Annotated in this window: 21 protein-coding genes; 18 read left to right on the forward strand and 3 right to left on the reverse strand. The window is 33.3% G+C overall.

Annotated elements, in window-relative coordinates; all coding sequences use genetic code 11:
• The 4 genes from BM120_RS08805 to BM120_RS08820 all read left to right on the forward strand — a co-directional run bounded on the left by BM120_RS08805 (position 1) and on the right by BM120_RS08820 (position 3,661).
• Positions 1-573: an indolepyruvate oxidoreductase subunit beta gene (locus tag BM120_RS08805; protein WP_091995164.1), complete on the forward strand. Its 573-nt coding sequence runs from the start codon at positions 1-3 to the stop codon at positions 571-573.
• A gap of 247 nt (positions 574-820) precedes the next feature.
• Complete coding sequence (locus tag BM120_RS08810) at positions 821-1,717, forward strand: bifunctional enoyl-CoA hydratase/phosphate acetyltransferase (protein WP_091995167.1); 897 nt, start codon at positions 821-823, stop codon at positions 1,715-1,717.
• A 66-nt stretch (positions 1,718-1,783) separates the two neighbouring features.
• Positions 1,784-2,836, forward strand: coding sequence for a butyrate kinase (gene buk / locus BM120_RS08815; RefSeq protein WP_091995170.1), 1,053 nt, complete (start codon positions 1,784-1,786; stop codon positions 2,834-2,836).
• A gap of 150 nt (positions 2,837-2,986) precedes the next feature.
• A complete protein-coding gene (locus BM120_RS08820; protein ID WP_091995173.1) occupies positions 2,987-3,661 on the forward strand; it encodes a helix-turn-helix transcriptional regulator in 675 nt (224 codons plus the stop codon).
• 169 nt (positions 3,662-3,830) lie between these two features.
• On the opposite strand, the gene BM120_RS08825 is transcribed toward BM120_RS08820, so the two are convergent.
• Complete coding sequence (locus tag BM120_RS08825; protein WP_091995175.1) at positions 3,831-4,076, reverse strand: hypothetical protein; 246 nt, start codon at positions 4,074-4,076, stop codon at positions 3,831-3,833.
• 223 nt (positions 4,077-4,299) lie between these two features.
• Between BM120_RS08825 and BM120_RS08830 the strand changes: the two genes are divergently transcribed.
• From BM120_RS08830 to BM120_RS11310, 3 genes are read left to right on the forward strand one after another with little or no spacing between them, the layout of a single operon-like run.
• Complete coding sequence (locus tag BM120_RS08830) at positions 4,300-5,250, forward strand: MBL fold metallo-hydrolase (protein ID WP_091995178.1); 951 nt, start codon at positions 4,300-4,302, stop codon at positions 5,248-5,250.
• A gap of 16 nt (positions 5,251-5,266) precedes the next feature.
• The gene (locus BM120_RS08835) at positions 5,267-6,082 is read left to right on the forward strand and encodes a GTP diphosphokinase (RefSeq protein WP_091995183.1); all 816 of its coding nucleotides are present in this window, start codon (positions 5,267-5,269) and stop codon (positions 6,080-6,082) included.
• Positions 6,083-6,118: 36 nt separating this feature from the next.
• Positions 6,119-7,372 carry a 5' nucleotidase, NT5C type gene (locus BM120_RS11310; protein ID WP_177187410.1) on the forward strand — a complete coding sequence of 418 codons (1,254 nt, stop codon included), beginning with the start codon at positions 6,119-6,121 and terminating at the stop codon, positions 7,370-7,372.
• 212 nt (positions 7,373-7,584) lie between these two features.
• Here the strand turns inward: BM120_RS11310 and fba are convergent, their stop codons facing one another.
• Complete coding sequence (gene fba, locus BM120_RS08845; RefSeq protein ID WP_091995186.1) at positions 7,585-8,508, reverse strand: class II fructose-1,6-bisphosphate aldolase; 924 nt, start codon at positions 8,506-8,508, stop codon at positions 7,585-7,587.
• 321 nt (positions 8,509-8,829) lie between these two features.
• On the opposite strand from fba, the gene BM120_RS08850 reads away from it, so the two are divergent.
• The 10 genes from BM120_RS08850 (at position 8,830) to eno (ending at position 21,030) form a co-directional block, all read left to right on the forward strand.
• Entirely contained in the window at positions 8,830-10,002 is a 1,173-nt protein-coding gene (locus tag BM120_RS08850; protein ID WP_091995189.1) for an MGDG synthase family glycosyltransferase, read from the forward strand.
• A gap of 268 nt (positions 10,003-10,270) precedes the next feature.
• Positions 10,271-10,969 (forward strand): polysaccharide deacetylase family protein, encoded by a 699-nt coding sequence (locus BM120_RS08855; RefSeq protein ID WP_242941595.1) that lies wholly within the window; start codon positions 10,271-10,273, stop codon positions 10,967-10,969.
• A 16-nt stretch (positions 10,970-10,985) separates the two neighbouring features.
• Entirely contained in the window at positions 10,986-12,035 is a 1,050-nt protein-coding gene (locus tag BM120_RS08860) for a lysylphosphatidylglycerol synthase transmembrane domain-containing protein (protein WP_091995193.1), read from the forward strand.
• Positions 12,032-13,366 carry an RNA polymerase factor sigma-54 gene (gene rpoN, locus BM120_RS08865; RefSeq protein ID WP_091995196.1) on the forward strand — a complete coding sequence of 445 codons (1,335 nt, stop codon included), beginning with the start codon at positions 12,032-12,034 and terminating at the stop codon, positions 13,364-13,366. Before BM120_RS08860 ends, rpoN begins: the two co-directional genes overlap by 4 nt.
• Before the next feature lie 239 nt (positions 13,367-13,605).
• Positions 13,606-14,646 (forward strand): sugar-binding transcriptional regulator, encoded by a 1,041-nt coding sequence (locus tag BM120_RS08870; protein WP_091995199.1) that lies wholly within the window; start codon positions 13,606-13,608, stop codon positions 14,644-14,646.
• Positions 14,647-14,703: 57 nt separating this feature from the next.
• A complete protein-coding gene (gap, locus tag BM120_RS08875; protein WP_091995203.1) occupies positions 14,704-15,711 on the forward strand; it encodes a type I glyceraldehyde-3-phosphate dehydrogenase in 1,008 nt (335 codons plus the stop codon).
• Positions 15,712-15,936: 225 nt separating this feature from the next.
• Positions 15,937-17,136 (forward strand): phosphoglycerate kinase, encoded by a 1,200-nt coding sequence (locus BM120_RS08880; protein ID WP_091995206.1) that lies wholly within the window; start codon positions 15,937-15,939, stop codon positions 17,134-17,136.
• 38 nt (positions 17,137-17,174) lie between these two features.
• Entirely contained in the window at positions 17,175-17,915 is a 741-nt protein-coding gene (gene tpiA, locus BM120_RS08885) for a triose-phosphate isomerase (protein ID WP_091995209.1), read from the forward strand.
• 27 nt (positions 17,916-17,942) lie between these two features.
• A complete protein-coding gene (gene gpmI, locus BM120_RS08890) occupies positions 17,943-19,469 on the forward strand; it encodes a 2,3-bisphosphoglycerate-independent phosphoglycerate mutase (RefSeq protein ID WP_091995212.1) in 1,527 nt (508 codons plus the stop codon).
• A 268-nt stretch (positions 19,470-19,737) separates the two neighbouring features.
• Positions 19,738-21,030, forward strand: coding sequence for a phosphopyruvate hydratase (eno, locus tag BM120_RS08895; RefSeq protein ID WP_091995215.1), 1,293 nt, complete (start codon positions 19,738-19,740; stop codon positions 21,028-21,030).
• Between the two features lie 164 nt (positions 21,031-21,194).
• Here eno and BM120_RS08900 read toward each other — a convergent pair whose 3' ends face one another.
• A complete protein-coding gene (locus BM120_RS08900; protein ID WP_091995218.1) occupies positions 21,195-22,163 on the reverse strand; it encodes an NADH:flavin oxidoreductase in 969 nt (322 codons plus the stop codon).
• A 495-nt stretch (positions 22,164-22,658) separates the two neighbouring features.
• On the opposite strand from BM120_RS08900, the gene guaA reads away from it, so the two are divergent.
• Positions 22,659-24,190 (forward strand): glutamine-hydrolyzing GMP synthase (gene guaA, locus BM120_RS08905; protein WP_091995221.1); only part of this gene is annotated, 1,532 nt, incomplete at its 3' end.

Raw genomic sequence — 24,190 nt, forward strand, 5'->3', positions numbered from 1 at the left:
ATGACAAAGAATGTATTACTAACTGGAATAGGCGGACAAGGGACAATAACTGCTAGTAAGCTTTTGACTATTGGCTTGATGAGTGCAGGATATGATGTAAAGATGAGCGAAGTACATGGTATGAGTCAAAGAGAAGGTCAGGTATTAACTCATCTGAGATATGGTGACAAGGTTTATTCTCCAGTTGTACCAATGGGAGAAGCTGATATTATAATGGGCTTTGAAGAATTGGAGGTATTGCGAAATATTGACTACTTAAAAGAAGATGGAGTTGTAGTATTAAATACTGCTAGATTCAATCCAATTGGCGTCTTGAGTGGTAAGGATACTTATCCAGAAAATACAAAGGAATTGATTGAGGCAAGAGCTGGGAAGGTTTATTCCTTTGACGCTACAGCAGAAGCAGAAAAGCTGGGAAATCCAAAGGTAATGAATATTATATTATTGGGAACAATAATAAAGAGCATGAATTTGGAGGATATAGATTGGGATAAAATAATAGAGGAAAATGTGAAGCCGAAATTTGTTGAGTTAAACAAGGAAGCATTAAGAATTGGCAAGAGTCTAATTTAGCTAACTAATATACTATAATTTATCAGAAGGAGAGTGTGATACAATATTATTGATAATATAAAGTCAGCTCTCTTTCTGAATGTTGATACAGAGTGCTTTAGAGGCTCAGCTTTATTATAAAAATTTTTTTATTAAGCTGTGGTATAAAAGTCTCTTAATCAAAAAGTAAAGCTTGTAGTTAAATTAGAGGTATAGTAAAGTAAAAATTGAGCTAATATTGATTAAAAATAGGTTAGAGGAGAAAATTATGATTAGAACTTTCGATGAAGTAATAGAAAAAGTGAAAGCATTCCCAAAAATTAAGCGTTGTGGAGTTTGTATGGCAGATGAAGCTGCGATAGGCGGGGCGTTAGAAGCTGAAAAAATTGGACTGGCAAAGCCTGTTTTTATAGGTTATAAGGAAGAAATATTGAAAATATTAAAAGAATTTGGAGCTACAAAGGACTATGAGATAGTTCATGTTGATTCTCAAAAAGAGGGAGCTGAAAGGGTTGTTGAGCTTGTAAGAGAAGGTAAATTGGATTTTATCTTAAAAGGGCATGTAGAAACTGCAGTACTAATGAGAGCTGTAGTTGATAAAGATAAGGGGCTTAGGACAGATAGATTGATTTCACATATGTCGTTTGAGCAGGTTCCTACTTACCATAAGCTAATTACTATAACTGATGGTGGTATGTGTCCTTATCCAAATGTTGACGAAAAACAACAGATAATTGAAAATGCTGTTGATATTTATCATAAGCTGGGATATGAATGCCCAAAGGTTGCGTGTCTTTCAGCAATTGAAAAGGTAAACCCTAAAATGCAGTGCACTGTTGATGCGGGTGAGTTAAAGGCAAGAAATCAGAGAGGTGAGATAAAAGGTTGTATAGTTGAGGGTCCTATTTCATTTGATCTTGCTTATTCACCAAACGCTGCAAAAACAAAAGAGTATGAAAGTAAAGTGGCTGGAGATCCAGATATATTAGTCGCACCGGATTTACACGCAGGAAACATATTGGATAAAACTTTCAATTTTGCTGCTGGAGGAAAAATGGCTGGATTTATTGTCGGAGCAAAATGTTTGATAGTATTGACCTCTAGAAGTGCTTCTGCAGAGGAAAAATACTTATCAATAGCAATGGCAGCACTTGCTCAGCAATAAGACCTTTACAAAATGTATGGTAATGTAATAAAATAAAAAATATGGTTAATTTATTGGAGGAGAATAATGAAAATATTAGTAATTAACCCAGGCTCCACATCTACAAAGGTTGGCATATATGAGGATTTGAACGAAGTAATCGTTGAAAATATTAGTATTGCAGTCGAAGAATTGAAGAAATTCAATGATCTTTATGATCAGACAGAAATGAGATTAGAACAGGTTTTAGATTTCTTAAAGAAAAATAATCTCAAGCCAAAGGATTTGGATGCTATAGTTTCGAGAGGTGGAATGTTACCTCCAGTCCATACCGGTGCTTATGTAGTAGATGACAATCTATGTGATATAATGAGAAACAGACCAGCTCAGTTACACGCTTCTAATTTAGGCGCATTGGTTGCAAGAGAGATATCAAAAAAGGGGAATGTGCCTGCATATATTTATGATGCGGTTTCTGTCGATGAATTAAGCGATTTGGCTAGGTTATCTGGAATAAAAAAATATCCTAGAAGAAGCTTCTCCCATGCATTAAATACTAGAGCTGTTGCAATGAAATATTGTAAAGACAATGGATTAGATTACTACAATTCTTCAATTATAGTGGCACATCTTGGTGGTGGTATTTCTTTGAATTTTCAAAAAAATGGTCATTTAGTTGATATTTGTTCTTCAGATGAAGCTCCATATTCAACAAATAGAGCCGGCTATCTGCCAATTTATAGCTGTATTACTATAGCAAAAGAAGAAGGACATATGGCACTTCAAAGATATGAAGATAGTACGGGTGGACTGATATCATATCTAAATACTAATGATGCGAGAGAGGTTGAAAGGATGATATCCAATGGAGATGATTACGCCAAGCAAATTTACAAGGGAATGGCATACCAAATAGCGAAATCAATAGCATCATTGTCAGTTGTGGATGATGGTAAGGTGGATGGAATAATTTTGACAGGAGGAATGGCTTATTCCAAGATGCTTACAGATTGGGTAATAAATAAGGTATCATTTATTGCACCTGTGTCGATATACGCTGGTGAGTTCGAGATGAATGCTTTGGCAGCTGGAGGCTACCGAGTTATGAAGGGTGAAGAAGAGGCTGATTTCTTAAAATAAATAAAAAGGTTTATGGATTTCCTTATAATAATCCAAATATATAAATAAGGAGATTGAAAAATATCGTATTTATTACTATATTGCAATTCATGAAAAAATAATAAATTTTCTTAGAAATTAGTATATAGTATGATATTTAAGAAGTATTTTATGGGAAAAGATAATTATAAAGGAACAGTTAATGATTATGATTCATTTATTGTATTTTTAGATACATTGGCAGTAATAATTTCTGAAATGTTTGGCAAAAACTGTGAGGTAGTGATTTCCGATATTGATAATCCAGCAAAATCTATACTTTCTATTTATAATGGGGAAGTGACAGGGAGAAAAGTCGGAGATCCATTGTCGACAAGATCTGAAGAGTTAATAGAAAGAAGTAAGGGCGGATATAATATTAACTATAAAAAAGCCAATAAGCGAATCAAGAAGGAAATAAAATCTTCAACAATCGTTGTAAAGGCATTTGGAAGGAATTTGTCATTTTGCATTAATTACGACTGTGATGATTTGTGTTCAATACAAAGTACTCTGAAGAAATTTTTGTCGATGCAGGATGATGTGTATGATGAATTCGACATCTATGACAATGGACAGATTGTGGAACAAAAATTTGAAATTGAAGTCGAAAAAATGAACAAGTCTATAGTTAGTATGAATAAGGCAGACCGATTGACTTTGATAAGAAACCTGAAAAATTCCGGAGTGTTTAAGATACAAAAAAGCGTTCCTTATATAGCGGAAAAGTTGGGGGTATCAAGGTATACAATCTATAATTATCTAAACGAAATACAAAATGAAAGGACTTCGGATTCTGAAGAATAACCACAGTGGGCTATCTATTAAAAAAATGGATCGTAAAAAATAGGAAAATATAAAAAAAATAATAAAATATGTTTAATATGATGTTTTTTGGGCAAATATATAATACAAACATAATAAATTAAAATACTCAATCTCCCCAAATAAGGTTCCTACCCCCTAGGAACCTTATTTACTTTTTAACAAAAGATTTGCCCAGGTATTTTTTTATATCGTCCTCAGAAGAGAAGTCGTCAATTAATATTTCTTTTCCGGTTTCTTCAAAAACCACCAAAACCTCACAATTTCCTTGTAGGAAAAATTTTCGAACAGTTTCTTCTTTTATCTCTCTAACCTTTGTGATATTCTTTTTTTCTTTTTCGAAATCCTTTGTGTAATAGCTACCCATGATATTGATAAATTTCGTATATTTGTTCATATGCCTCTCCTTAAAAAATTAGTATTGTCGTTATTATGAGCTGTGACTATTTTTCATTTTCGGATTTAACCGATTTCTTTATTTTATTATATATTTTCATTGGTGCTCTTATCAATATTTTTTTTCGAAAAAGTAATTTTTCGAAAATTTGTGGTAAAATATATTTATAGGATTGAGAAAACATATTGAAATAAAAGATGCATTTTGCAAGGTGGTGTTTTTTATGAAGCTAAACAATATAAAGGGCAATACTCATTGGATAAGAGGTGGAACGAATACCGGTATATACGTATTTGAAGATAATACAGTATTGCTAATTGACCCTGGAATCAGTGGCTCTAGGCAGGAAAAAATAATAAAATTATTAGATGAAAATAACCTACAGCTCAGGTATATTTTTCTTACTCATGAGCATGAGGACCATGTTGGAGGAATAACCCAGTTGAGGAAAAAATATATAGACGTGACGGTGATATCGACAAATAAAGCAAAAATATTGATAGAAAATCCCGATTTGTATATGGATTCAATAATTGGTGGTAGGAGACCTCAAGAGTTGATTGATGTTATTTATAAATATATATCTGAACCACATATAGATGACAGAAACTTTAGATGTGTAGATAAGATTGTGTTTCCAAATGATAAGCTGGAAATTAAAGGGCATACATTCAATATTTTCAATTGTGCGGGGCATACAGAAGGGTGTGTTGGAATTGTAACTGACGATGGAGTGGCATTTCTTGGAGATTTATTGATAACAAAAAATTCTTTGGATAAATTCGATTTTCTCTTTATGTGTGACTGCAACAGTCAATTAAAGTCACTTGACAATTTGAGAATAGTCGATTTCGAGGTAGCCATATTAGGTCACTCGAGTGTGATTTTTTCAAAGCAAGAGGCATTGGAATTGGCTGATTATAACAATAATGTATTGATGGAGCACATTTCGTTCATCTTGACTGTTATGGAAAATCCAATTACCTTTGATGAGTTAATAGGTATTATTGTAAGAGAAAAAAATTTGAGATGTAACTATATTGCATATATTGAATATAGAAATTCTCTAAATGCGCTTATTTCATATTTGTTGGATAAGGGTGCTATAAAGTATATATTCGATAATTTTGTGATGAAATATGTAATATCAACTGAAGCAAGAGAAAATGATTAAATAAACGGAGGATAAGATGGATTATCAGAAATGGGTAGAGATCATAGGACCATACTCAAACGCAGTAGAGGAATTAAAAATTAAATTTAGGAATATCAGAAAAGAATATCTGGATATGGGTCAGCATTCTCCTATTGAATTCGTTACTGGTAGAACAAAAAAAATATCTTCAATAATGGCAAAAATGAAAAAATTAGATACAAAGAATATTGAAGAGGATATAGAGGACATTGCTGGAATTAGATTGATGTGTCAATTTGTTGAGGATATTTATACAATTGTAGATATTGTAAAAAAAAGAACAGATATGCGAATTGTCAATGAAAAGGACTATATCAATAACTCAAAAGAGAGTGGCTACAGAAGTTATCACCTTATTATAATGTATCCGATTAATACTATTGAAGGCTATAGAGAGGTTCAATGTGAAATTCAGATTAGAACTTTGGCGATGAATTTTTGGGCAACTATTGAGCATTCGCTAAAATACAAATACGATCATTATATACCCGATGATTTGGCAACAAGATTGAAAAGAGCGGCCGATGCAGCTTTTAGACTCGATCAAGAGATGGGTGAGATAAGAGAAGAAATAATAAAGGCACAGGAGCTATTCACCGAAAAAGAATATGCTACAACAGATGCTTTTTCTAGGGTGCAAAAATTAAAAGAGCTAGGCGATTTAGAAAATTATTTCTTGTATAGACATAGGTTAAATATAATGTCTAGCAAAAATGATATTCAAGGAATTATTGAACTGAAAAGAGAACTAGATGGAGTTTTAAAGGACAAAAGCTTTGTTAAATTGAGTGTCAATTCTGATAGAGCTTAATAATGCCAAAGAAAATTTATGGAAATGGAGATGTATATGAGATTATTTGCAATAGGTGACTTGCATCTGTCTACATCTGTTGATAAACCGATGACTATATTTGGGGAATGTTGGAAAAATCATGAAGAAAAAATTTTTTCGAATTGGAATAGGGTCGTCGAGGATGAAGACATTGTATTTGTTGTGGGCGATATTTCGTGGGCATCAAATTTAAAAGAGGCTCAGCAAGATTTGGATAAAATATACAAACGTAAGGGAACAAAGTTTTTTATTAAAGGAAATCATGATTACTGGTGGACTACAGCGACAGGCTTGAGTAAGCTTTATGATGAGAGTATGGTTTTTATGAATACGAACTATAAGATTATAGGTGAGTATGCAATATGTGGTACAAGAGGATGGACCATACCCAATGACATAAAGTTTGATGAAAAGGATGATGAGATATATAAACGAGAGGCTCATAGGCTAAAATTGTCTCTTGAGTCGGCGAGAAAGGATGGATTTAGAAAATATATAGTTCTAATGCACTATCCGCCTATAAACAAGTATTTGGATGAAACATTGTTTTCGAATATCATAAGAGAATTTGGACCTGATCATGTAATATATGGACATCTCCATGGGGAAGAGAGCTTTGATTTCGGATTTCAAGGTTTATATAGAGGTACAGAATACCATCTCGTTTCATCAGACTATTTAAACTTTGAGTTAAAAGAAATTAAGCCGAGACCAACAATATGCGTAGATATTGATGGTACGATAATAGATCCATATTTCTTTATTCCATATCTAAATAATTTAAATGGAGTGAATATAGATAAGAAGGAATACACTTCAATTAAATGGACTGATACTTACGGAGATAGATTTGGAAGCTTGTACAGAAATTTCGATACAATTTTTACCTATGTGTACGAGGAAGCAAAGCTGCTGCCAAATGTATTGGAGGCAATTGAAATGTTGGAACACAGAGGTTATAATATATATTTTGTAACTGCTAGGGACACAAAAATTGATTCTATTACAAAAAAGTGGATAGAGAAAAATGGAATGAATCCCAATAGAGTTATTTCCTTAGGAACGAAAAATAAGGTGAATATTGCAAAAAAGCTTGGATGCGATGTATTTATTGAGGATGATCCGGAAAACATAGAGCAATTATTGTCTGCTGGATTTGATGTAATTGCGTTGGATACAAATTACAATAGAGGTGTAACAGGAGAGAGGTTGACTAGGGTTTCAAATTGGGAAGAAATCATGGGAATATTCGATGATAAAGATAAGTGATATTAAACCTGGAACAAATTGTATAATCTCATAAAATGTATAATGAACTGGAAGGTATAGCAGACAGAATATAGTTATTAAAAAAAGGGCTCGCAGCACTCTTTTTCATGATATTTGGAGTGTGCGAGCTTTTTTGATTGGAGCCATTTTAATGGTCAGTCATAGCCTTTTTCAATTTGTTTAATAAAACAAAATTTTCGGTTTTATAAAGTTTATAGAGAATTTTTTGATCCTAATACATTGTCTATCTTTCCAAGTACAACATTTTTTATTGCTGCTCTACCTGCACCAAGATATTTTCTTGGATCAAATTCTTTTGGATTTTCAGCAAAGAATTTTCTTAATGCAGCAGTCATAGCTAATCTTAAGTCAGTATCCATATTTATTTTACAAACTGCCATAGATGATGCTTTTCTAAGCATTTCAACTGGTATTCCTTTTGCTCCAGCAATATCTCCGCCAAATTGATTACAAGTAGCAACTGCTTCCTGATCAACTGCGGAAGCGCCATGAAGAACTATCGGGAAATTTGGTAATTTGTTCTGGATATCTTCAAGAATATCAAATCTAAGCTTTGCTTCACCTTTAAATTTAAATGCACCATGAGAAGTACCAATTGCAATGGCAAGTGAATCAACACCTGTTCTGTTTACAAAATCAACAGCTTGATCTGGATCAGTATACTGATGAACATCACTAGTTACATCATCCTCTGTTCCTGCAAGTACGCCTAGCTCTGCTTCTACAGTAACATCGAATTTATGAGCGTATTCAACGACCTTCTTAGTTATTGCCACGTTTTCTTCGTAATCAAAATGTGAGCCATCTATCATAACTGAAGAAAAACCAGCATCTATAACTCTTTTCGCCATTTCAAAATCCGGACCATGATCTAGGTGAAGAGCACAGTCAACACCAATTTCGTCAGATGCAGTTTTTACCAGCGAAACTAATGTGTCAACTCCAGCATAGTTGATTGCGGATTTTGATGCCTGAATAATTACAGCAGAATTTCTTTCTTTGCATGCTTCAAGAACACCCTGAAGCTGTTCTAAATTACTGATGTTAAAAGCACCAATGGAGTAACCTCCTTCGTATGCTTTTCTAAACATTTCTTTTGTATTAATTAATGCCATGATTTCCTCCTTTAAAACTTATAAAACTTACCCATCACTTAGATTATACCAAAAAAAATATAAACACACACTAAATTTAAAAAAATAAATAATTCTATTGACAATTATTCCGAAATATCGTATCATTGTGTTAGTTAATTAATACAGTGAAGCGAAATTTACAGCTCTGTAAACAATAATTAAGAAAATCTTAAGATTTATATGAGGTATTTATTTAGAAATAAGTAATATAATATATTTAATACAAAAATGTAAAAATTATTGTAAAAAATTGTGAGGGAAAAATATAGACCAAGATAAAATAAAGTAAGGAGGATTGGCATGAAAATTTTAATATTAACTGCAAAATATGGAATGGGTCATATGTCTGTAGCTAAGTCTATTAGTGACGATATTTTAAAATATAATAGTGCGGCAGAAATTTCAGTAGTTGATTTGTATAAGTATTCAATGCCTGTCTTATCAGATTACTTGTATTCTTTCTTCGGAGCAATGTTAAAATATTCGAGCAAGACGTACATTAAGTACTATAATAGCTCAGACAAGAGTACTGAGAATATAGACTTGATTACAAGAAAGCTATCATATTCTGTTGAGAGATTGGTTATGGAAGAAAGCCCTGATGTCTTGATTTCAACTTTTCCAATCATATCTAAGGCTGTGTCATTATACAAAGAAAGAATGTCTGTAGATATACCTTTGATCACTTGTATTACTGACGTGAGTAGTCACTATGAATGGATTTCAAAGAATACAGATAAATATATTGTTCCCTGTGTTGATGTGAAATATGATTTGATTAAGAAAGGTGTTAATCCTGATAGAATAGTTGTTTATGGGATACCAATTTCAAAGAAATTTAGAGAATCATTTACTCAGCAAGCTTTTTCAGAGCTTCACTCGAATTTGGTGAATATTTCAAAATACAACAGGAAGAAAGAGTTGCTTATTATGGGTGGAGGACTTGGTATTTTACCAAAGACTCAGGATTTTTACAAAAAACTCAATTCGACTGATGGTTTACATGTAACAATAGTTACTGGAAATAACAGAAAAATGTATAATTCGTTAAAGGATAGATATGAAAATATAACGGTTCTTGGATATTCTGAAAATGTTTCGGAATTGATGTACAAGGCTGATTGTGTTGTAACTAAACCTGGTGGAATTACCTTGTTTGAGTCTATTTATTCATTGACACCGATTATTTCATTTATGACAGAGCTTCCAAACGAGTTGAGAAATATTGATTTTATTGAGGATAATAATTTTGGGATTTCGCTTCATTCAAAAGCTGAGGAAAATGTTGATAGAATTATTAAATTCATCAATGATAGGGATAAAATTGAGGGAATGAAGATGTCCATGACAAAATTTGTGAATTCGTTGGATTCGGATTATTTTGATAATTATCTTCAGGATATCCACGAATTGAATGAAATTTATGGAAATGAGAAATATGCGTATAAGATAGGGAAAATAGCTCAGAAATAATTGAGTTTATAGGGGAATTATAAGAAATATATATTTGATCGTAATGCCGATAGATGCAATATGATGTGTTGCGATTAAACAACTTGATAGACAGCGATAGTTTAAAAAATAACTAATACATCATTTTACTTTTGGTTGCTTCTAGATTACTTGGAAGCAACTATTTTTTTTAAAAAATGAAAAATTAAAATAAAGTATTAAGGATGAAAAATTTTTCAAATAAGTGTATAATATAGTTATTAGGAATCTTTTTTCTGGAGGTGATAAGGTGATAGAAAAAACTATTATAGTATTGATATTGATTTTGTTGGGCTTTGTCGTACATTCGGTAATACCAACATATTATAATAAATATTTTAATAAGAATGCTCAGAGGAAAACCAGTACGAAAAATGAGATTATGCTTACATTTGATGATGGTCCAGATCCTAGGTATACGAATAGATTGTTGGATCTTTTGGAAGAAAATAATGTGAAGGCTATTTTTTTTATGGTCGCTGAAAACGCGAAAAAAAATAAAGATATTGTTAGACGAATGATTTCTGAAGGTCATAAAGTTGGGTTACATTCCTGGCAACACAGAAATGCTATGCTTTATAGCTATGCATATACAAAAAAAGATTTTGAAAATAGCGTAAAAATTATGAAGGCAATAGGAGTTGATGAGATATTTTATAGACCACCATGGGGACACACAAATATTTTTTCTAATTATTTTGTAAATAAGTTTGGCTTGAAAATGATATTTTGGGATGTTATGGCGGAAGATTGGAAAAGTGAGAGTGCACCGGAGATTATAATCGATAAATTAATGGAGAGAGTCACTCCATATAGCATCATATGCTTGCACGATGCAGGTGAAAATTCAGGTGGAGACTACGGTGCTCCTGAAAATACAATTTTGGCATTAAAGATTGCCATTCCAAATCTAAAATCAAAAGGGTATAAATTTGTTTTGCCTGAGTAAGAAGAGGGAGTAATTTATGGAAGGTTTTCAAAATAAAAAGAGTCAAATGATAGGTATGGGAATAATCACAGTATTGATGATTGCTGTGATTGCGTATATTTTGAAGGATGAATCTCTTGAAAATATTGTAAACACAATGCTTTCAATCAAGCCGGTGTTTATTCTCATTGCAGTTACACTTATGATTTTTTATATATTATGTGAAGGTGTAAATATTTGGATTGTAATGAAAGCTTTAAAAAAAGACGTTAATTTGTTGGATTGTTTCGGATATGGATTTGTTGGATTTTATTTTAGTTCAATAACTCCTTCGTCCTCAGGGGGTCAACCTGCTCAGATTTTTATTATGAAAAAGGATGGTCTATCGATGACATCCTCATCACTTAGCTTGATGGTACTGCTTTTTTCTCATCAGCTAGTTATAATTGTAATGGGAATTTTGGCGTTTTTTTTCGTGCCTGACTTCAGCACGACATATCAAACAGGGTTCAAGCTTTTGTTAATATACGGCTTTGGTTCAAACTCTGTGATTTTGATAGGAATATTGCTGCTTATTTTTTCACCCAATATTGTTTTTAGCATTTTGAATTTCTTTGGTATACTTGTATATAGATTCAGATTGCTGAAAAATAAAGATTCGATAAAGAAAAAAATTGAATCCTCAATAGTCGAGTATGAAAAAGGTGCCGCCTATATGAGAAATAACTTGAATGTTATAGTAAAGGTGACAATTGTCACATTTTTTCAGATACTTGCGATGTTTTCCATACCATTTGTTATTTACTATGCATTTGGATTGTCAAAATACAGCTATTTTGATATAGTTCTAGTTCAGGCAGTACTCAATATATCAGTTTCCTCATTACCTTTACCAGGTTCTGTTGGAGCTAGTGAATCAGTATTTCTTGATATGTTTAAAAGTTTTTTTGGGAATTTTGTAATTCCTGGTATGTTACTTACAAGAATAGCAAATTTTTACATAGTTTTAATTATCAGTGGCGTGATTTCTCTATTGATGTATTTTAGAAAAAATAATGAAATGCCAGGAGGAGTAGAAGCTCAATGAAAAATAGGTTGGAACAGGTTATTTCACAAAAAATTAGTATAAATACAAATATAGTGCAGTCTCTGAAGGTTCTTCATACAAACAGAATGGAGCTTGAAGAAATGGCTGAAATAGAAGCTACCTCTAATCCACTTCTTGAAGTTGAAATTGATAAAGGAGTAGATTGGGAGCAATATTTCAAAAAAACTAGAGAGGCTTATATTTACGATAAAAATGAGTCCTCATATAAAGATGATTCAGAATATAATTTTGAAAATTTGGCAAAAAGTTATGATTCACTGTATGATAGCCTACATGGTCAGATAAATACAATGTATATGCCTCCAAATAAAAAGATAATTTGTAATTACTTGATAGATAGCTTGGATAAGGATGGCTATCTAAGAGAAAATGAACAAATGATTTCTGAATTATTGGGGGTTGATGAGTCATTAGTATTGGAATGTATAGGTATCATTCAGTCTCTGGAGCCATATGGAATAGGAGCGAGAAATCTAAAGGAATGCATGATTATACAAATTAGAAACGATGGAATAAAAGATGATGTTTTAGAAAAGATAATTTTAAATGACTTGAATTTGGTAGCCAATTTGGATATAAAAAAATTGTCTTCAAAGTATAATATTAGTAAAGAGGATATAAAAAAGAGTATTGAGTTAATAAAGTCGTTGAATCCAAAGCCAGTGGAATTTGATGGTGATTATAAAATAGCATATGCTTATCCTGATGTATTAGTAGAAAAAAAGGGTTCAAAGTACGTAGCAAAGCCTTACAATGAGAAAAGAATGTCACTAAATATTAACTCATATTATAGCAACCTACTAATAGAGTCAGATGACGAGGAGGTAAAGTCATACATTAGGGAAAATCTTACAAGAGCGAAGGAATTTATCAACGAATTTGATAGCAGAAATACGACTATTGTAAATATAGCAAATGCAATTTTGGATTTTCAAAACGAATATTTTGATAGTGGTGAATTAAAGCCAATGACGTTATCTGATATTGCGGAAATGCTGGAATGTCATGTGTCTACTATCAGTAGAGGTGTAAATGATAAATATATGCTGACTCCAAGAGGACTGCTGGAGTTTAAATTTTTCTTTTCGAAGGCATTCCAAAGAGGCGATGGAGAAGTGATATCTACAAATTCAATAAAGCAAGAAATAAAAAAAATAATTGATGCAGAGGATTCTTCTAAGCCTTTAAGTGACAGTAGAATTGAAAAAATTCTTCATCAAAGAGGATATGATATCGCCAGAAGGACAGTATCAAAATATAGAGAAGAGTTGGGCTACCTTAGTTCCACTATGAGAAAAAAGGTGAAATAAAATATGGGTCAAAAAATGTCCCTTGATATACTATGAAAATTAATACTGTATAAAATTTAAAATAATTGATAAATAGCTGTTTACTAAAAAAATAATCGGCTATTTATTTTTTTTGAAAATTTTTATAAAAAAAGTATTGCATTTTTTGTCCCGAATGTATATAATGTAAATACGGGACGAATAATGATTTGAGGGACTAAAAAAATCCCTGGTGCTAACAGCATGGGAGGTGATGCTTATTGAATAACTTGATAGAGATTCAGAAAAAGATTGTTCCACAGGTTATCGAACAAATGAATAAAAGATATTCTATTTTGAGACAAATTTCAATAAGACAGCCAATTGGAAGAAGATCACTGGCAATTGTCTTGGGTATGAGTGAGAGAATCACTAGAGCAGAGGTCGATTTTCTAAAGGAACATGACCTGATAGATATTTCAACCTTTGGAATGACTATAACCGATGCTGGTAGAATGCTTCTAGATGACTTAGAGTACGTGATGAATGATATCATGGGAATTACTGATCTAGAAAAAGAATTAAAGAATAGGCTAGGCTTGAAGTTTGTAGCAATATCGGAAAGTGTTGGAGATTCTCAGGAGGGTACTTTGAAGACTGTTTCAAAGAAGGCTGCTAGATATTTAGCAGAAAATATAAGATCTGGTGATATTATAGCAATCGCTGGAGGTACGACAATGAGAGAATTAGCTCTTAATGTTGAACTAGAGGTAAATTCAAATAACAACAATGTGGTTGTGCTTCCCACAAGAGGAAGTGTTGGATCAGATATTGATCTTCAGGCTAATAGCATCGCAGGCTTGCTAGCTAAGAACATAGGCTCAAGGGTCGAGTATTTATATGTTCCAGATGATATAGATGTCATTACTAGAGAAAGCTTGATGTCCATTTCTGAATTAAAGAGAACTGTAAACGATCTAAAAAATGCGAATAAAATTTTCTTTAGTGTTGGAAGAGCTGATGTAATGTCTGAGAGAAGAGGTATGTCAGAAGAAGATAAGAAAAAGCTGAGCGATAGCGGTGCAGTTGGAGAGGCTTTTGGACATTATTTTGATAAAGAGGGAAATATTGTATTAAAAATAAATACTATAGGGATTGACATTGAAATGTATAAAAACTGTGAAAATCCTGTAGTAGTATTTGGTGGGAATGATAAAGTCGATTCTTTCTTAGCACTGTATAAAATAAATAAAAATATATCCTTGATAACTGATGAGGATAGTGCTAAGGAAATATTGAATAAAGTGAAGGTAGTTTTGTAGACAAAACAAATTTAAAGTGATTAAGTGATTGAAAAAGATTTTGGAGGAATTAAAAAAATGGTAAAAGTAGCGATTAATGGTTTTGGTAGAATAGGAAGATTAGCATTGAGAAAAATGATGGAACAGACTGATAAGTTTGAGGTTGTAGCAATAAACGATTTAACTGATGCTCATATGCTGGCTCACCTTTTCAAATATGATACATCTCAGGGTAGATTCAATGGTGAAATTCAGGTTGAAGAAGGTGCTTTCATAGTTAATGGTAAGGAAATATTGGTTATTTCTGAAAGAAATCCTGAAAATCTTCCTTGGGGTGAGCTTGACGTTGATATAGTTCTTGAATGTACAGGATTGTTTACGTCAAAAGAAAAGGCAGAGGCTCATATCAAGGCAGGAGCAAAGAAGGTTCTTATTTCTGCTCCAGCAACAGGTGACCTAAAGACAGTGGTTTACAATGTAAATTCTGATATTATTGATGGGAGTGAAACCGTAGTTTCTGGTGCATCTTGTACTACAAATTGTTTGGCTCCAATGGCAAAAGTTTTAAATGACAAGTTCGGTATAGTTGAAGGCTTAATGACAACAATTCATGCTTACACAAACGATCAGAATACATTGGATGGTCCTCATGGAAAGGGGGATTTGAGAAGAGCGAGAACAGCTGCTGCCAATATCATTCCAAACACAACAGGTGCTGCAAAGGCTATAGGTCTTGTAATTCCGGAATTAAAGGGAAAGTTAGATGGTGCTGCACAGAGAGTTCCTGTAACTACAGGCTCAATCACTGAATTAGTTTGTGTTCTAGAGAAGAATACAACTGTGGAAGAAATAAATGCTGCTATGAAGGAAGCTGCAAATGAATCCTTCGGTTACAATGAAGATGAAATAGTTTCTAGTGACATAGTAGGAATTAGCTATGGTTCATTGTTTGATGCTACTCTAACAAAAGTAATGGATGTTGCCGGAAAGCAGTTAGTTAAAACAGTAGCATGGTACGATAATGAAATGTCATATACTTCTCAGCTTGTGAGAACTCTTGGATTAGTAGGAGGTTTGACAAAATAATAAATATAATTAAATAAAACTAGCGAAAGGTCATGCTTAAAGACCTCGTTGGCTTTAAAAAAATCAGTCCGAGGTATAGATTGTAATATTTGTACCTCGGATTTTTTATAAAACTTTTTGAGAGTCGGGACGGTTACCGAAACATTGATCATTTAATTATGGTATAATGGAAGTAATGTAACGTACAATAAAATCGATAAGTAGTATGAAACAAGGAGAAAAATTATGACAATGCTAAACAAAAAGACAGTTGAAGATATCGAAGTCAAAGGAAAAAAATGCTTGGTTAGATGTGATTTTAACGTGCCTCTTAAAGATGGAAAAATCACTGATGAAAACAGATTAGTGGGAGCTATGCCAACTATAAAATATTTGATTGATAATGGAGCAAGGGTTATACTTTGTTCTCATCTTGGAAAACCAAAGGGGGAAGCAAGGACAGAGCTATCTTTGGAGCCTGTGGCAAAAAGACTTTCTGAAATGCTAGAAAAAGAAGTTGTATTTGCGGCAGATGACAATGTTGTGGGAGAAAATGCAAAGAAGGCAGTTTCAGAAATGAATGATGGCGATATCGTGTTATTGCAAAATACTAGATATAGAAAAGAAGAAACTAAAAATGAAGAAAACTACTCAAAGGAGCTTGCTTCTTTGGCAGAAATATTTGTAAATGATGCATTTGGTACGGCACATAGAGCACATTGCTCAACAGTTGGAGCGGGTGAGTTTTTAGAAGAGAGTGTGTGTGGATACCTTATTCAAAAAGAGCTAGACTTCTTGGGCTCTGCAGTTGAAAATCCTAAAAGACCATTCTTGGCAATATTAGGTGGTGCAAAGGTAAGTGATAAGTTAGGTGTAATAAATAACCTATTGGAAAAGGTAGATACCTTGATAATAGGTGGCGGTATGGCGTACACATTTATAAAGGCACTTGGTTACGAAATAGGAACATCGCTGTTAGAGGAAGATAAGATAGATTACGCCAAAGAAATGATAGCTAAAGCTGAGTTAAAAGGTGTAAAATTACTTCTTCCAATAGATGTTGTATATGCTGATAGATTCGCCGAGGATGCACAGCCACATATAACTGAAGGCAGAAATATACCTGTAGGTTGCATGGGATTAGATATAGGACCAAAAACAGTTGAATTATTTACAGAGGCAGTTAAATCTTCAAAGACAATTGTTTGGAATGGACCTATGGGAGTTTTCGAATTTGAAAGCTTTGCAAGGGGTACAAAAGCAATCGCTCAGTCAATGGCTGAAACTGATGCTATAACTATAATAGGTGGAGGAGACTCTGCAGCAGCGGTTAATCAGATGGGATTTGGTGAAAAGATGAGCCATATTTCTACTGGTGGAGGAGCTTCATTGGAATTTTTAGAAGGTAAAGAATTACCCGGTATTGCAGCATTGGATAATAAATAATAGATAAATAACATTGAAATAGGCAAAGGAGAAGTTTGATGAGAACACCAATAATAGCAGGAAATTGGAAAATGAATAAAACAATTTCTGAAGGCGTGGCATTTTTAAATGAAGTAAAGGGAAAGACTGAAGGGGATGCTGAAGTTTTGATCTGTGCACCTTTTACATTGTTAAAGGACTTGAAAGAAGCCACAAAGGGAACAAATATAAAGATTGGAGCACAGAATATGCACTATGAAAATTCAGGTGCATTTACAGGTGAGGTTGCTCCTTCAAATTTGGTAGAGCTGGGAATCGATTATGTAATAATAGGACATTCTGAAAGAAGAGAATATTTTAATGAAACTGATGAAACTTGTAACAAGAAGGTTCTTAAAGCGATAGAGGTTGGTATAAATCCAATTTTGTGTTGTGGAGAAACTCTTGAAGAAAGGGAGTCAGGAAAAACTCTAGCTAAGGTTGAAAATCAGATAGTAAAAGGTCTAGCAGACGTAAAATCTGAAGATTTGGAGAAGGTTGTTATTGCATATGAACCGATTTGGGCAATAGGAACTGGAAAGACAGCAACATCTGAGCAGGCAAATGATGTAATATCAGAAATAAGAAAAGTAGTTAAAGGAATGTATGGAGATCTTGCTGAAAAGGTTAGAATTCAGTACGGTGGAAGCGTAAAACCATCAAATGTTACAGAGATAATGGGACAGCATGATATCGATGGAGCATTAGTTGGTGGAGCGTCTTTAAATTCTACAGATTTCCTTGGATTATTGAAATTCTAGTATGATAAAGTTATAAAGGATTATATTATGAAGAAACCAGTAGTATTAACAATTTTAGATGGCTTTGGCTATACGAAAAACACTGAAGGAAATGCAATTTTTTCAGCTGGAACTCCTAATATTGATATTTTGAGTGCGAAATACCCACATACATTGATTCAAGCGAGTGGATTGGATGTTGGATTGCCAAATGGTCAAATGGGTAATTCAGAGGTTGGGCACACAAATATTGGTGCTGGTAGAGTTGTATACCAAGACTTGACAAGAATCACAAAATCAATTCAGGATGGTGATTTTTTCGAAAACAAGATTTTAAAAGAAGCTATGGATAATGCAAAAGATAAAAGTCTTCACATAATGGGCTTGGTATCAGATGGAGGAGTTCACTCACATTTGGAACACTTAAAAGCGTTGGTAGATATGGCTAATAAAAATGATGTAAAAAATGTGTATGTTCATGTATTTACAGATGGAAGAGACACTGATCCTCAGAGTGCTTTGGGATTTGTAAAGGATATTGAAGACTATATGAATAATATTGGAACAGGAAGGGTTGCCACCATTTCTGGAAGATATTATGCTATGGATAGAGATAAGAGATGGGAAAGAGTTCAAGAGGCATATAATGCAATAGTTCTTTCAAAAGGGAATATGTCAGAATCAGCTCAAGGATGTATTTCAGACTCTTATGCTGAAGGAGTAAATGACGAGTTTATTGTTCCTACTGTAATAACTCAATATGGAAAAGCTGTAGGTAAAGTTGTAGATGGAGATTCGGTAATATTTTTTAACTTTAGACCCGATAGAGCAAGAGAAATTAGTAGGGCTATGACAGATAAAAAATTCGATGGATTTGAAAGAACTTTAGTTCCTACGAAGTTTGTTTGTATGACAACATATGATGCGACTATGGAAGATGTTGAAATTGCATTTGGTCCTGAGGATATAAAAAACACACTAGGTGAATATCTTTCAAAAAATGGAAAGACTCAATTGAGAGCAGCAGAAACAGAAAAATATGCTCACGTTACATTTTTCTTCAATGGAGGAATAGAAGAGCCATATGCAGGAGAAGATAGAATATTGATTCCTTCACCAAAGGTTGCAACATATGATCTTCAGCCGGAAATGTCAGCATATGAATTGTTGGACAGACTTCTTGGTGCGATAGATGAGGATAAATACGATTTTATCGCTGTGAATTTTGCGAATCCAGATATGGTTGGTCATACTGGAAGCATTGAAGCAACTGAAAAAGCGATAAAAACTGTCGATGAATGTGTAGGTAAGCTGTTTGAAAAAATTCTTTCAAAGGGTGGAAGTGGAATAATTACCGCAGATCATGGTAATGCAGAGCTCATGATAGATGTGGAAACAAAAAGGCCGATTACATCACATTCTACAAATCCAGTACCATTTATAGTGGTAGGCGAAGAATTTGTAGGAAGAGAGCTACTAGATGATGGTAAATTATCTGATATTGCACCTACAGTTTTAGATATGATGAAAATGGAAAAGCCTGCAGAAATAACAGGACATTCATTAATAAAATAGTGAAAGAATATTAGCGAAATCAGTAAGATTTGGATATTGATGATGGATATTAATAAAATTGGTAAAAAATAATATATCAAAATGACTTATACAAATTTACCCATCAATTTATTTGTTAAAGCGACCAATGTTTATTATAAATTCTATGCGATATCAATATTTTCATCAATTGCAAAATTTTGCTCAAATATAGTATAATATAAGATAAATATCGAATAATAATATTTAATTATTAAATTAATTGTGTGACAATGAGAGGAGAAATAATATGTCAGCTATTGAATCAGTATATGCAAGAGAGGTTTTGGATTCTAGAGGAAATCCAACTATTGAGGTTGAAGTAGTACTAGAAAGTGGAGCGATTGGTAGAGCGATAGTTCCATCAGGAGCATCAACAGGAGCCTTTGAAGCTGTTGAATTGAGAGACGGAGATAAGGGAAGATATTTAGGAAAGGGAGTTCTTCAAGCAGTCGATAATGTAAACGAAGTAATCGCACTTGAAGTTGAAGGGCTTGATGCTTTTGATCAGCCAGGAATAGATGCTTTAATGTGTGAGTTGGACGGAACTCCAAATAAAGGTAAATTAGGTGCCAATGCGATATTGGGCGTATCACTTGCAGTAGCAAGAGCTGCAGCGGACGAATTGGGATTACCATTATTCCAGTATATAGGTGGAGTAAATGCAAAACAGCTTCCAGTACCAATGATGAATATTTTAAATGGTGGAGAACATGCCGATAATAACGTGGATGTTCAAGAATTTATGATATTACCAGTTGGAGCTGATTCTTTTGCAGAAGCTTTGAGAATGGGTGCAGAAGTATTTCATTCATTAAAAAAGGTACTTGCTGAAAGAGGCTTGGCTTGTGGTGTAGGCGATGAGGGTGGATTTGCACCTAACCTTAATTCAAATAGAGAAGCTCTTGAATTGATCGTTGATGCAATTAAGGGTGCAGGCTTAGAACCAGGTAAAGACATAATGCTGGGAATGGACGTTGCTTCCTCAGAAATGTACAATAAGGAAACTGGAAAATATGAATTAAAGGGTGAAGGTAAGGTTCTTACTTCTGAAGAAATGATAGAGCTTTATGAAGGCTGGGTTTCAGAATTTCCAATTATTACAATAGAAGATGGTCTTGACGAAGAGGACTGGGCTGGATGGAAGCTATTGACTGATAGACTAGGAAAGAAGATACAGCTAGTTGGTGATGACCTATTCGTTACTAATACTGAAAGATTATCAAGAGGAATTGAAGCTGGTGTAGCGAATTCTATACTTATAAAGGTTAACCAGATTGGTACATTAACGGAAACTCTAGATGCTATAGAAATGGCTAAAAGAGCTGGATATACAGCAGTTATTTCTCACAGATCTGGTGAAACAGAAGATACAACAATAGCTGATATTGCTGTTGCAGTAAACGCTGGACAGATAAAGACTGGTGCACCATCAAGAACTGATAGAGTTGCAAAATACAATCAGTTATTGAGAATTGAAGAGATTGTAGGTGGGCCATCAAGATACGAAAAAATTAAATCTTTTTACAATTTAAATAGATAGTCGTTACTGAAGTTTAGAAAAGTAAATAGAATCAATAGAGATAAAGAGATTCTTATAAATTTCGATGCAAATAGTAAAGGCTCTATGTCAAATAACGTCGATGAGATAAAATATTTTACATAGAGCCTGTTTTACTTGAGATTATATTTATCTTTAGATAAGAGTTATTTCAGTTTATCTATATAATTTACGTCCTTTAAAAGAGGTCTGGAGAATCCAAAAAACTTTATATTGTAATTATTGTGTAGTCTTTCGATTTGCTCCAAAGTCCTAACTCCTCCTGTTAGAATCACATCAGTATCTACCATGGATATCAGCTTTTCTGCGGCTTCTCTATAGTAAGCATCATCAGTTTCTTTGTATTTTAGAAACTTATTCCCACTGACTTCTATTGCATCAATTCCTAAATCGGACAATTTTTTACACATAAACAAAAACTCATCTACAGTTAATCCGCCTTCAATTTCATCGGATGAGTTAATTTTTATCCAAATGGGATAATCGTGCCCCGTTTCATCTCTCATAGCAGTATAAACCTCTTTCAAAATTCTGAACCTATTTTCTACAGAGCCACCATATTCATCAGTTCTATGATTGAAAATCGGAGAGATAAATTGAGACAATAAATATCCATGTGCTGAATGAATTTGGACACCATCAAAACCTGCTTCTTTTGCACGAGCTGCAGCCAACGCAAATAAATTAACCACATTATCAATATCGTCTTTTGTCATTTCTTTTGGAGTTAAATTAGATCTAGGATGTGTTATTTCAGATGGTCCCAATATTATCGCCTTTTCTGGATATCCCTGACTGATAGACGAACCATGTACAATTTGCATAATAATTTTTCCACCAGAATTATGGACTTCATCAGTCAATTTTTTGTAATCTCCAATCATATCGTCGCTATATATTCCAAGCTGATATTCAGCGGGTTGCTCGTAATTTGAAATATAAGCATAGCTAGTTATGATTGCTCCAACATTTCCTTTTGTCAAATCAACGTATAATTTGACGATATCATCGGTTGGTCTACCATCAATTGTAGCTTTACCCTCATAAGTTGCAGATCTTACAAAATGGTTTTTTACTTCAATTTTGCCTATTGTAGTGTTATTAAAAAAATTCATAATACATATCTCCTTTTTGTAGTGTCAATAATTTTGCGGCTTTTGAATACATGGTTTAACTTTTTTTAATGATCCAAATATTTAATAAAACAGTCGTTTAATAGTACCGTTGTTTAATAGTACAGTTGTTTAATAATATAGTTATCTAATGTTTTAGCTATTAGAATATCTTTCAGAATTTTTTAATTAAAACAAAATCTGTAGCTGTGATATATTAGATAATTATTAAAAATTTCAATTGTATTTGTATTGGAATTATATATTGAAATATGGCTATATGTCAATGCATAAAATATTGTTTTTTTAATTTTGAATAAAGCTGCTGGGGGAATTGAAATTTACACAATTCAAATAAATATAAAAAATTACTTAAAAAAGCGTACAAACAATCTAATAATACAATTAAAATACGTGATTATATAAATGATTTATGATATAATATTAGTTGACAAATTATAATGATGAATGAAATTTTCAGTTTGAGAGGAGATATATATGAAGCACGAAATAGTTCTTGTTATTGACTTTGGTGGTCAGTATAATCAGTTAATTGCAAGAAGAGTAAGAGAAAACAATGTATATTGTGAAATTCTACCATATACTGTAGATTTAGAAAAAATTAAAGCGAAAAATCCAAAGGGAATAATTTTTACGGGTGGTCCAAATAGTGCTTACTTGGAAGATTCACCAAAGATTTCAAACGAAATATTTGAGTTAGGTGTACCTATTTTAGGTATATGTTATGGGGATCAGCTGATGGCACATCTTCTTGGTGGAAAAGTTGAAAAGGGTGACAATCAGACACGTGAATATGGTAAAACTATTATCGAATATGGAAAATCGCCTATATTCAAAGATGTAGACTCTAATCAAGTTTGGATGAGTCATACTGATTATATATCATCGGCGCCAGAAGGCTTTGACATAGTTGCAACTACTTCTAATTGCCCTATTGCAGCAATGCAAAATGTAGAAAAGAAACTATATGGTGTACAGTTCCATCCAGAGGTTGAACATTCAATTGACGGAGATAAAATATTGAAAAACTTCCTTTATGATATTTGCGAGGTCAGTGGAGACTGGACTACAAGCTCGTTCATTGATGATAAAATAGCAGAAATCAAAAATATTGTTGGAGACAAAAAAGCTCTTTGTGCACTAAGTGGTGGAGTAGATTCATCTGTTGCAGCAGTATTGATGCATAAAGCAATTGGTGATAATCTTATATGTATATTTGTTGATCATGGTCTACTTAGAAAAAACGAAGGAAACGATGTAGAAAGAATATTTAGAGAAAAGTTTAGCATGAACTTGATAAGAGTAAATGCTGAAGATAGATTTCTTGGCAAATTAAAAGGTGTGACAGAACCTGAAGCCAAGAGAAAAATTATCGGCGAAGAATTTATCAGAGTGTTTGAAGAAGAATCACATAAATTAGGAAAAATGGATTTCTTGGTACAGGGAACAATTTATCCTGATATAGTTGAAAGTGGCTTAGGTGACTCAGCGACTATTAAATCGCACCACAATGTTGGTGGATTACCAGAAGATGTTGATTTCCAAGAGATAATAGAACCATTAAGGGAGCTTTTCAAAGATGAGGTTAGAAAAATAGGATTAGAATTAGGTATAGAAGAAAATCTTATTTTCAGACATCCATTTCCGGGTCCAGGACTTGGGATTAGAGTAATTGGAGAGGTTACAAAAGAAAAATGCGATATATTGAGAGATGCTGATGCTGTTTATATGGATGAATTGAGAAAAGCAGGTCTGTATAAGGAGATTTGGCAGGCATTTGCAACACTTCCAGACGTTAAGACTGTGGGTGTTATGGGAGATGAAAGAACATATGCTTATCTTGTGGGATTGAGAGCAGTGGCTTCTAGTGATGGGATGACTTCTGATTGGTATAAGATACCTTATGATGTGCTGGAAAGGATTAGTAATAGGATTATTAATGAATGCGAAGGCGTGAATAGGGTTGTGTATGATATAACAAGTAAACCACCTGGTACGATCGAGTGGGA

It is taken from the genome of Peptostreptococcus sp. D1 (assembly GCF_900112955.1).
In the GTDB taxonomy this organism is placed as follows: domain Bacteria; phylum Bacillota; class Clostridia; order Peptostreptococcales; family Peptostreptococcaceae; genus Peptostreptococcus.

Bases quoted from the DNA above. Each gene is read 5' to 3' on its own strand.
- rpoN (WP_091995196.1), top strand. From the start codon at position 12,032: ATGAAAAATAGGTTGGAACAGGTTATTTCACAAAAAATTAGTATAAAT.
- BM120_RS08880 (WP_091995206.1), top strand. From the start codon at position 15,937: ATGACAATGCTAAACAAAAAGACAGTTGAAGATATCGAAGTCAAAGGA.
- fba (WP_091995186.1), bottom strand. From the start codon at position 8,508: ATGGCATTAATTAATACAAAAGAAATGTTTAGAAAAGCATACGAAGGA.
- BM120_RS08830 (WP_091995178.1), top strand. From the start codon at position 4,300: ATGAAGCTAAACAATATAAAGGGCAATACTCATTGGATAAGAGGTGGA.
- BM120_RS08850 (WP_091995189.1), top strand. From the start codon at position 8,830: ATGAAAATTTTAATATTAACTGCAAAATATGGAATGGGTCATATGTCT.
- BM120_RS08860 (WP_091995193.1), top strand. From the start codon at position 10,986: ATGGAAGGTTTTCAAAATAAAAAGAGTCAAATGATAGGTATGGGAATA.
- BM120_RS08900 (WP_091995218.1), bottom strand. From the start codon at position 22,163: ATGAATTTTTTTAATAACACTACAATAGGCAAAATTGAAGTAAAAAAC.
- tpiA (WP_091995209.1), top strand. From the start codon at position 17,175: ATGAGAACACCAATAATAGCAGGAAATTGGAAAATGAATAAAACAATT.
- BM120_RS08810 (WP_091995167.1), top strand. From the start codon at position 821: ATGATTAGAACTTTCGATGAAGTAATAGAAAAAGTGAAAGCATTCCCA.
- buk (WP_091995170.1), top strand. From the start codon at position 1,784: ATGAAAATATTAGTAATTAACCCAGGCTCCACATCTACAAAGGTTGGC.
- gpmI (WP_091995212.1), top strand. From the start codon at position 17,943: ATGAAGAAACCAGTAGTATTAACAATTTTAGATGGCTTTGGCTATACG.
- gap (WP_091995203.1), top strand. From the start codon at position 14,704: ATGGTAAAAGTAGCGATTAATGGTTTTGGTAGAATAGGAAGATTAGCA.
- BM120_RS08820 (WP_091995173.1), top strand. From the start codon at position 2,987: ATGGGAAAAGATAATTATAAAGGAACAGTTAATGATTATGATTCATTT.
- BM120_RS08805 (WP_091995164.1), top strand. From the start codon at position 1: ATGACAAAGAATGTATTACTAACTGGAATAGGCGGACAAGGGACAATA.
- eno (WP_091995215.1), top strand. From the start codon at position 19,738: ATGTCAGCTATTGAATCAGTATATGCAAGAGAGGTTTTGGATTCTAGA.
- BM120_RS08835 (WP_091995183.1), top strand. From the start codon at position 5,267: ATGGATTATCAGAAATGGGTAGAGATCATAGGACCATACTCAAACGCA.
- BM120_RS11310 (WP_177187410.1), top strand. From the start codon at position 6,119: ATGAGATTATTTGCAATAGGTGACTTGCATCTGTCTACATCTGTTGAT.
- BM120_RS08825 (WP_091995175.1), bottom strand. From the start codon at position 4,076: ATGAACAAATATACGAAATTTATCAATATCATGGGTAGCTATTACACA.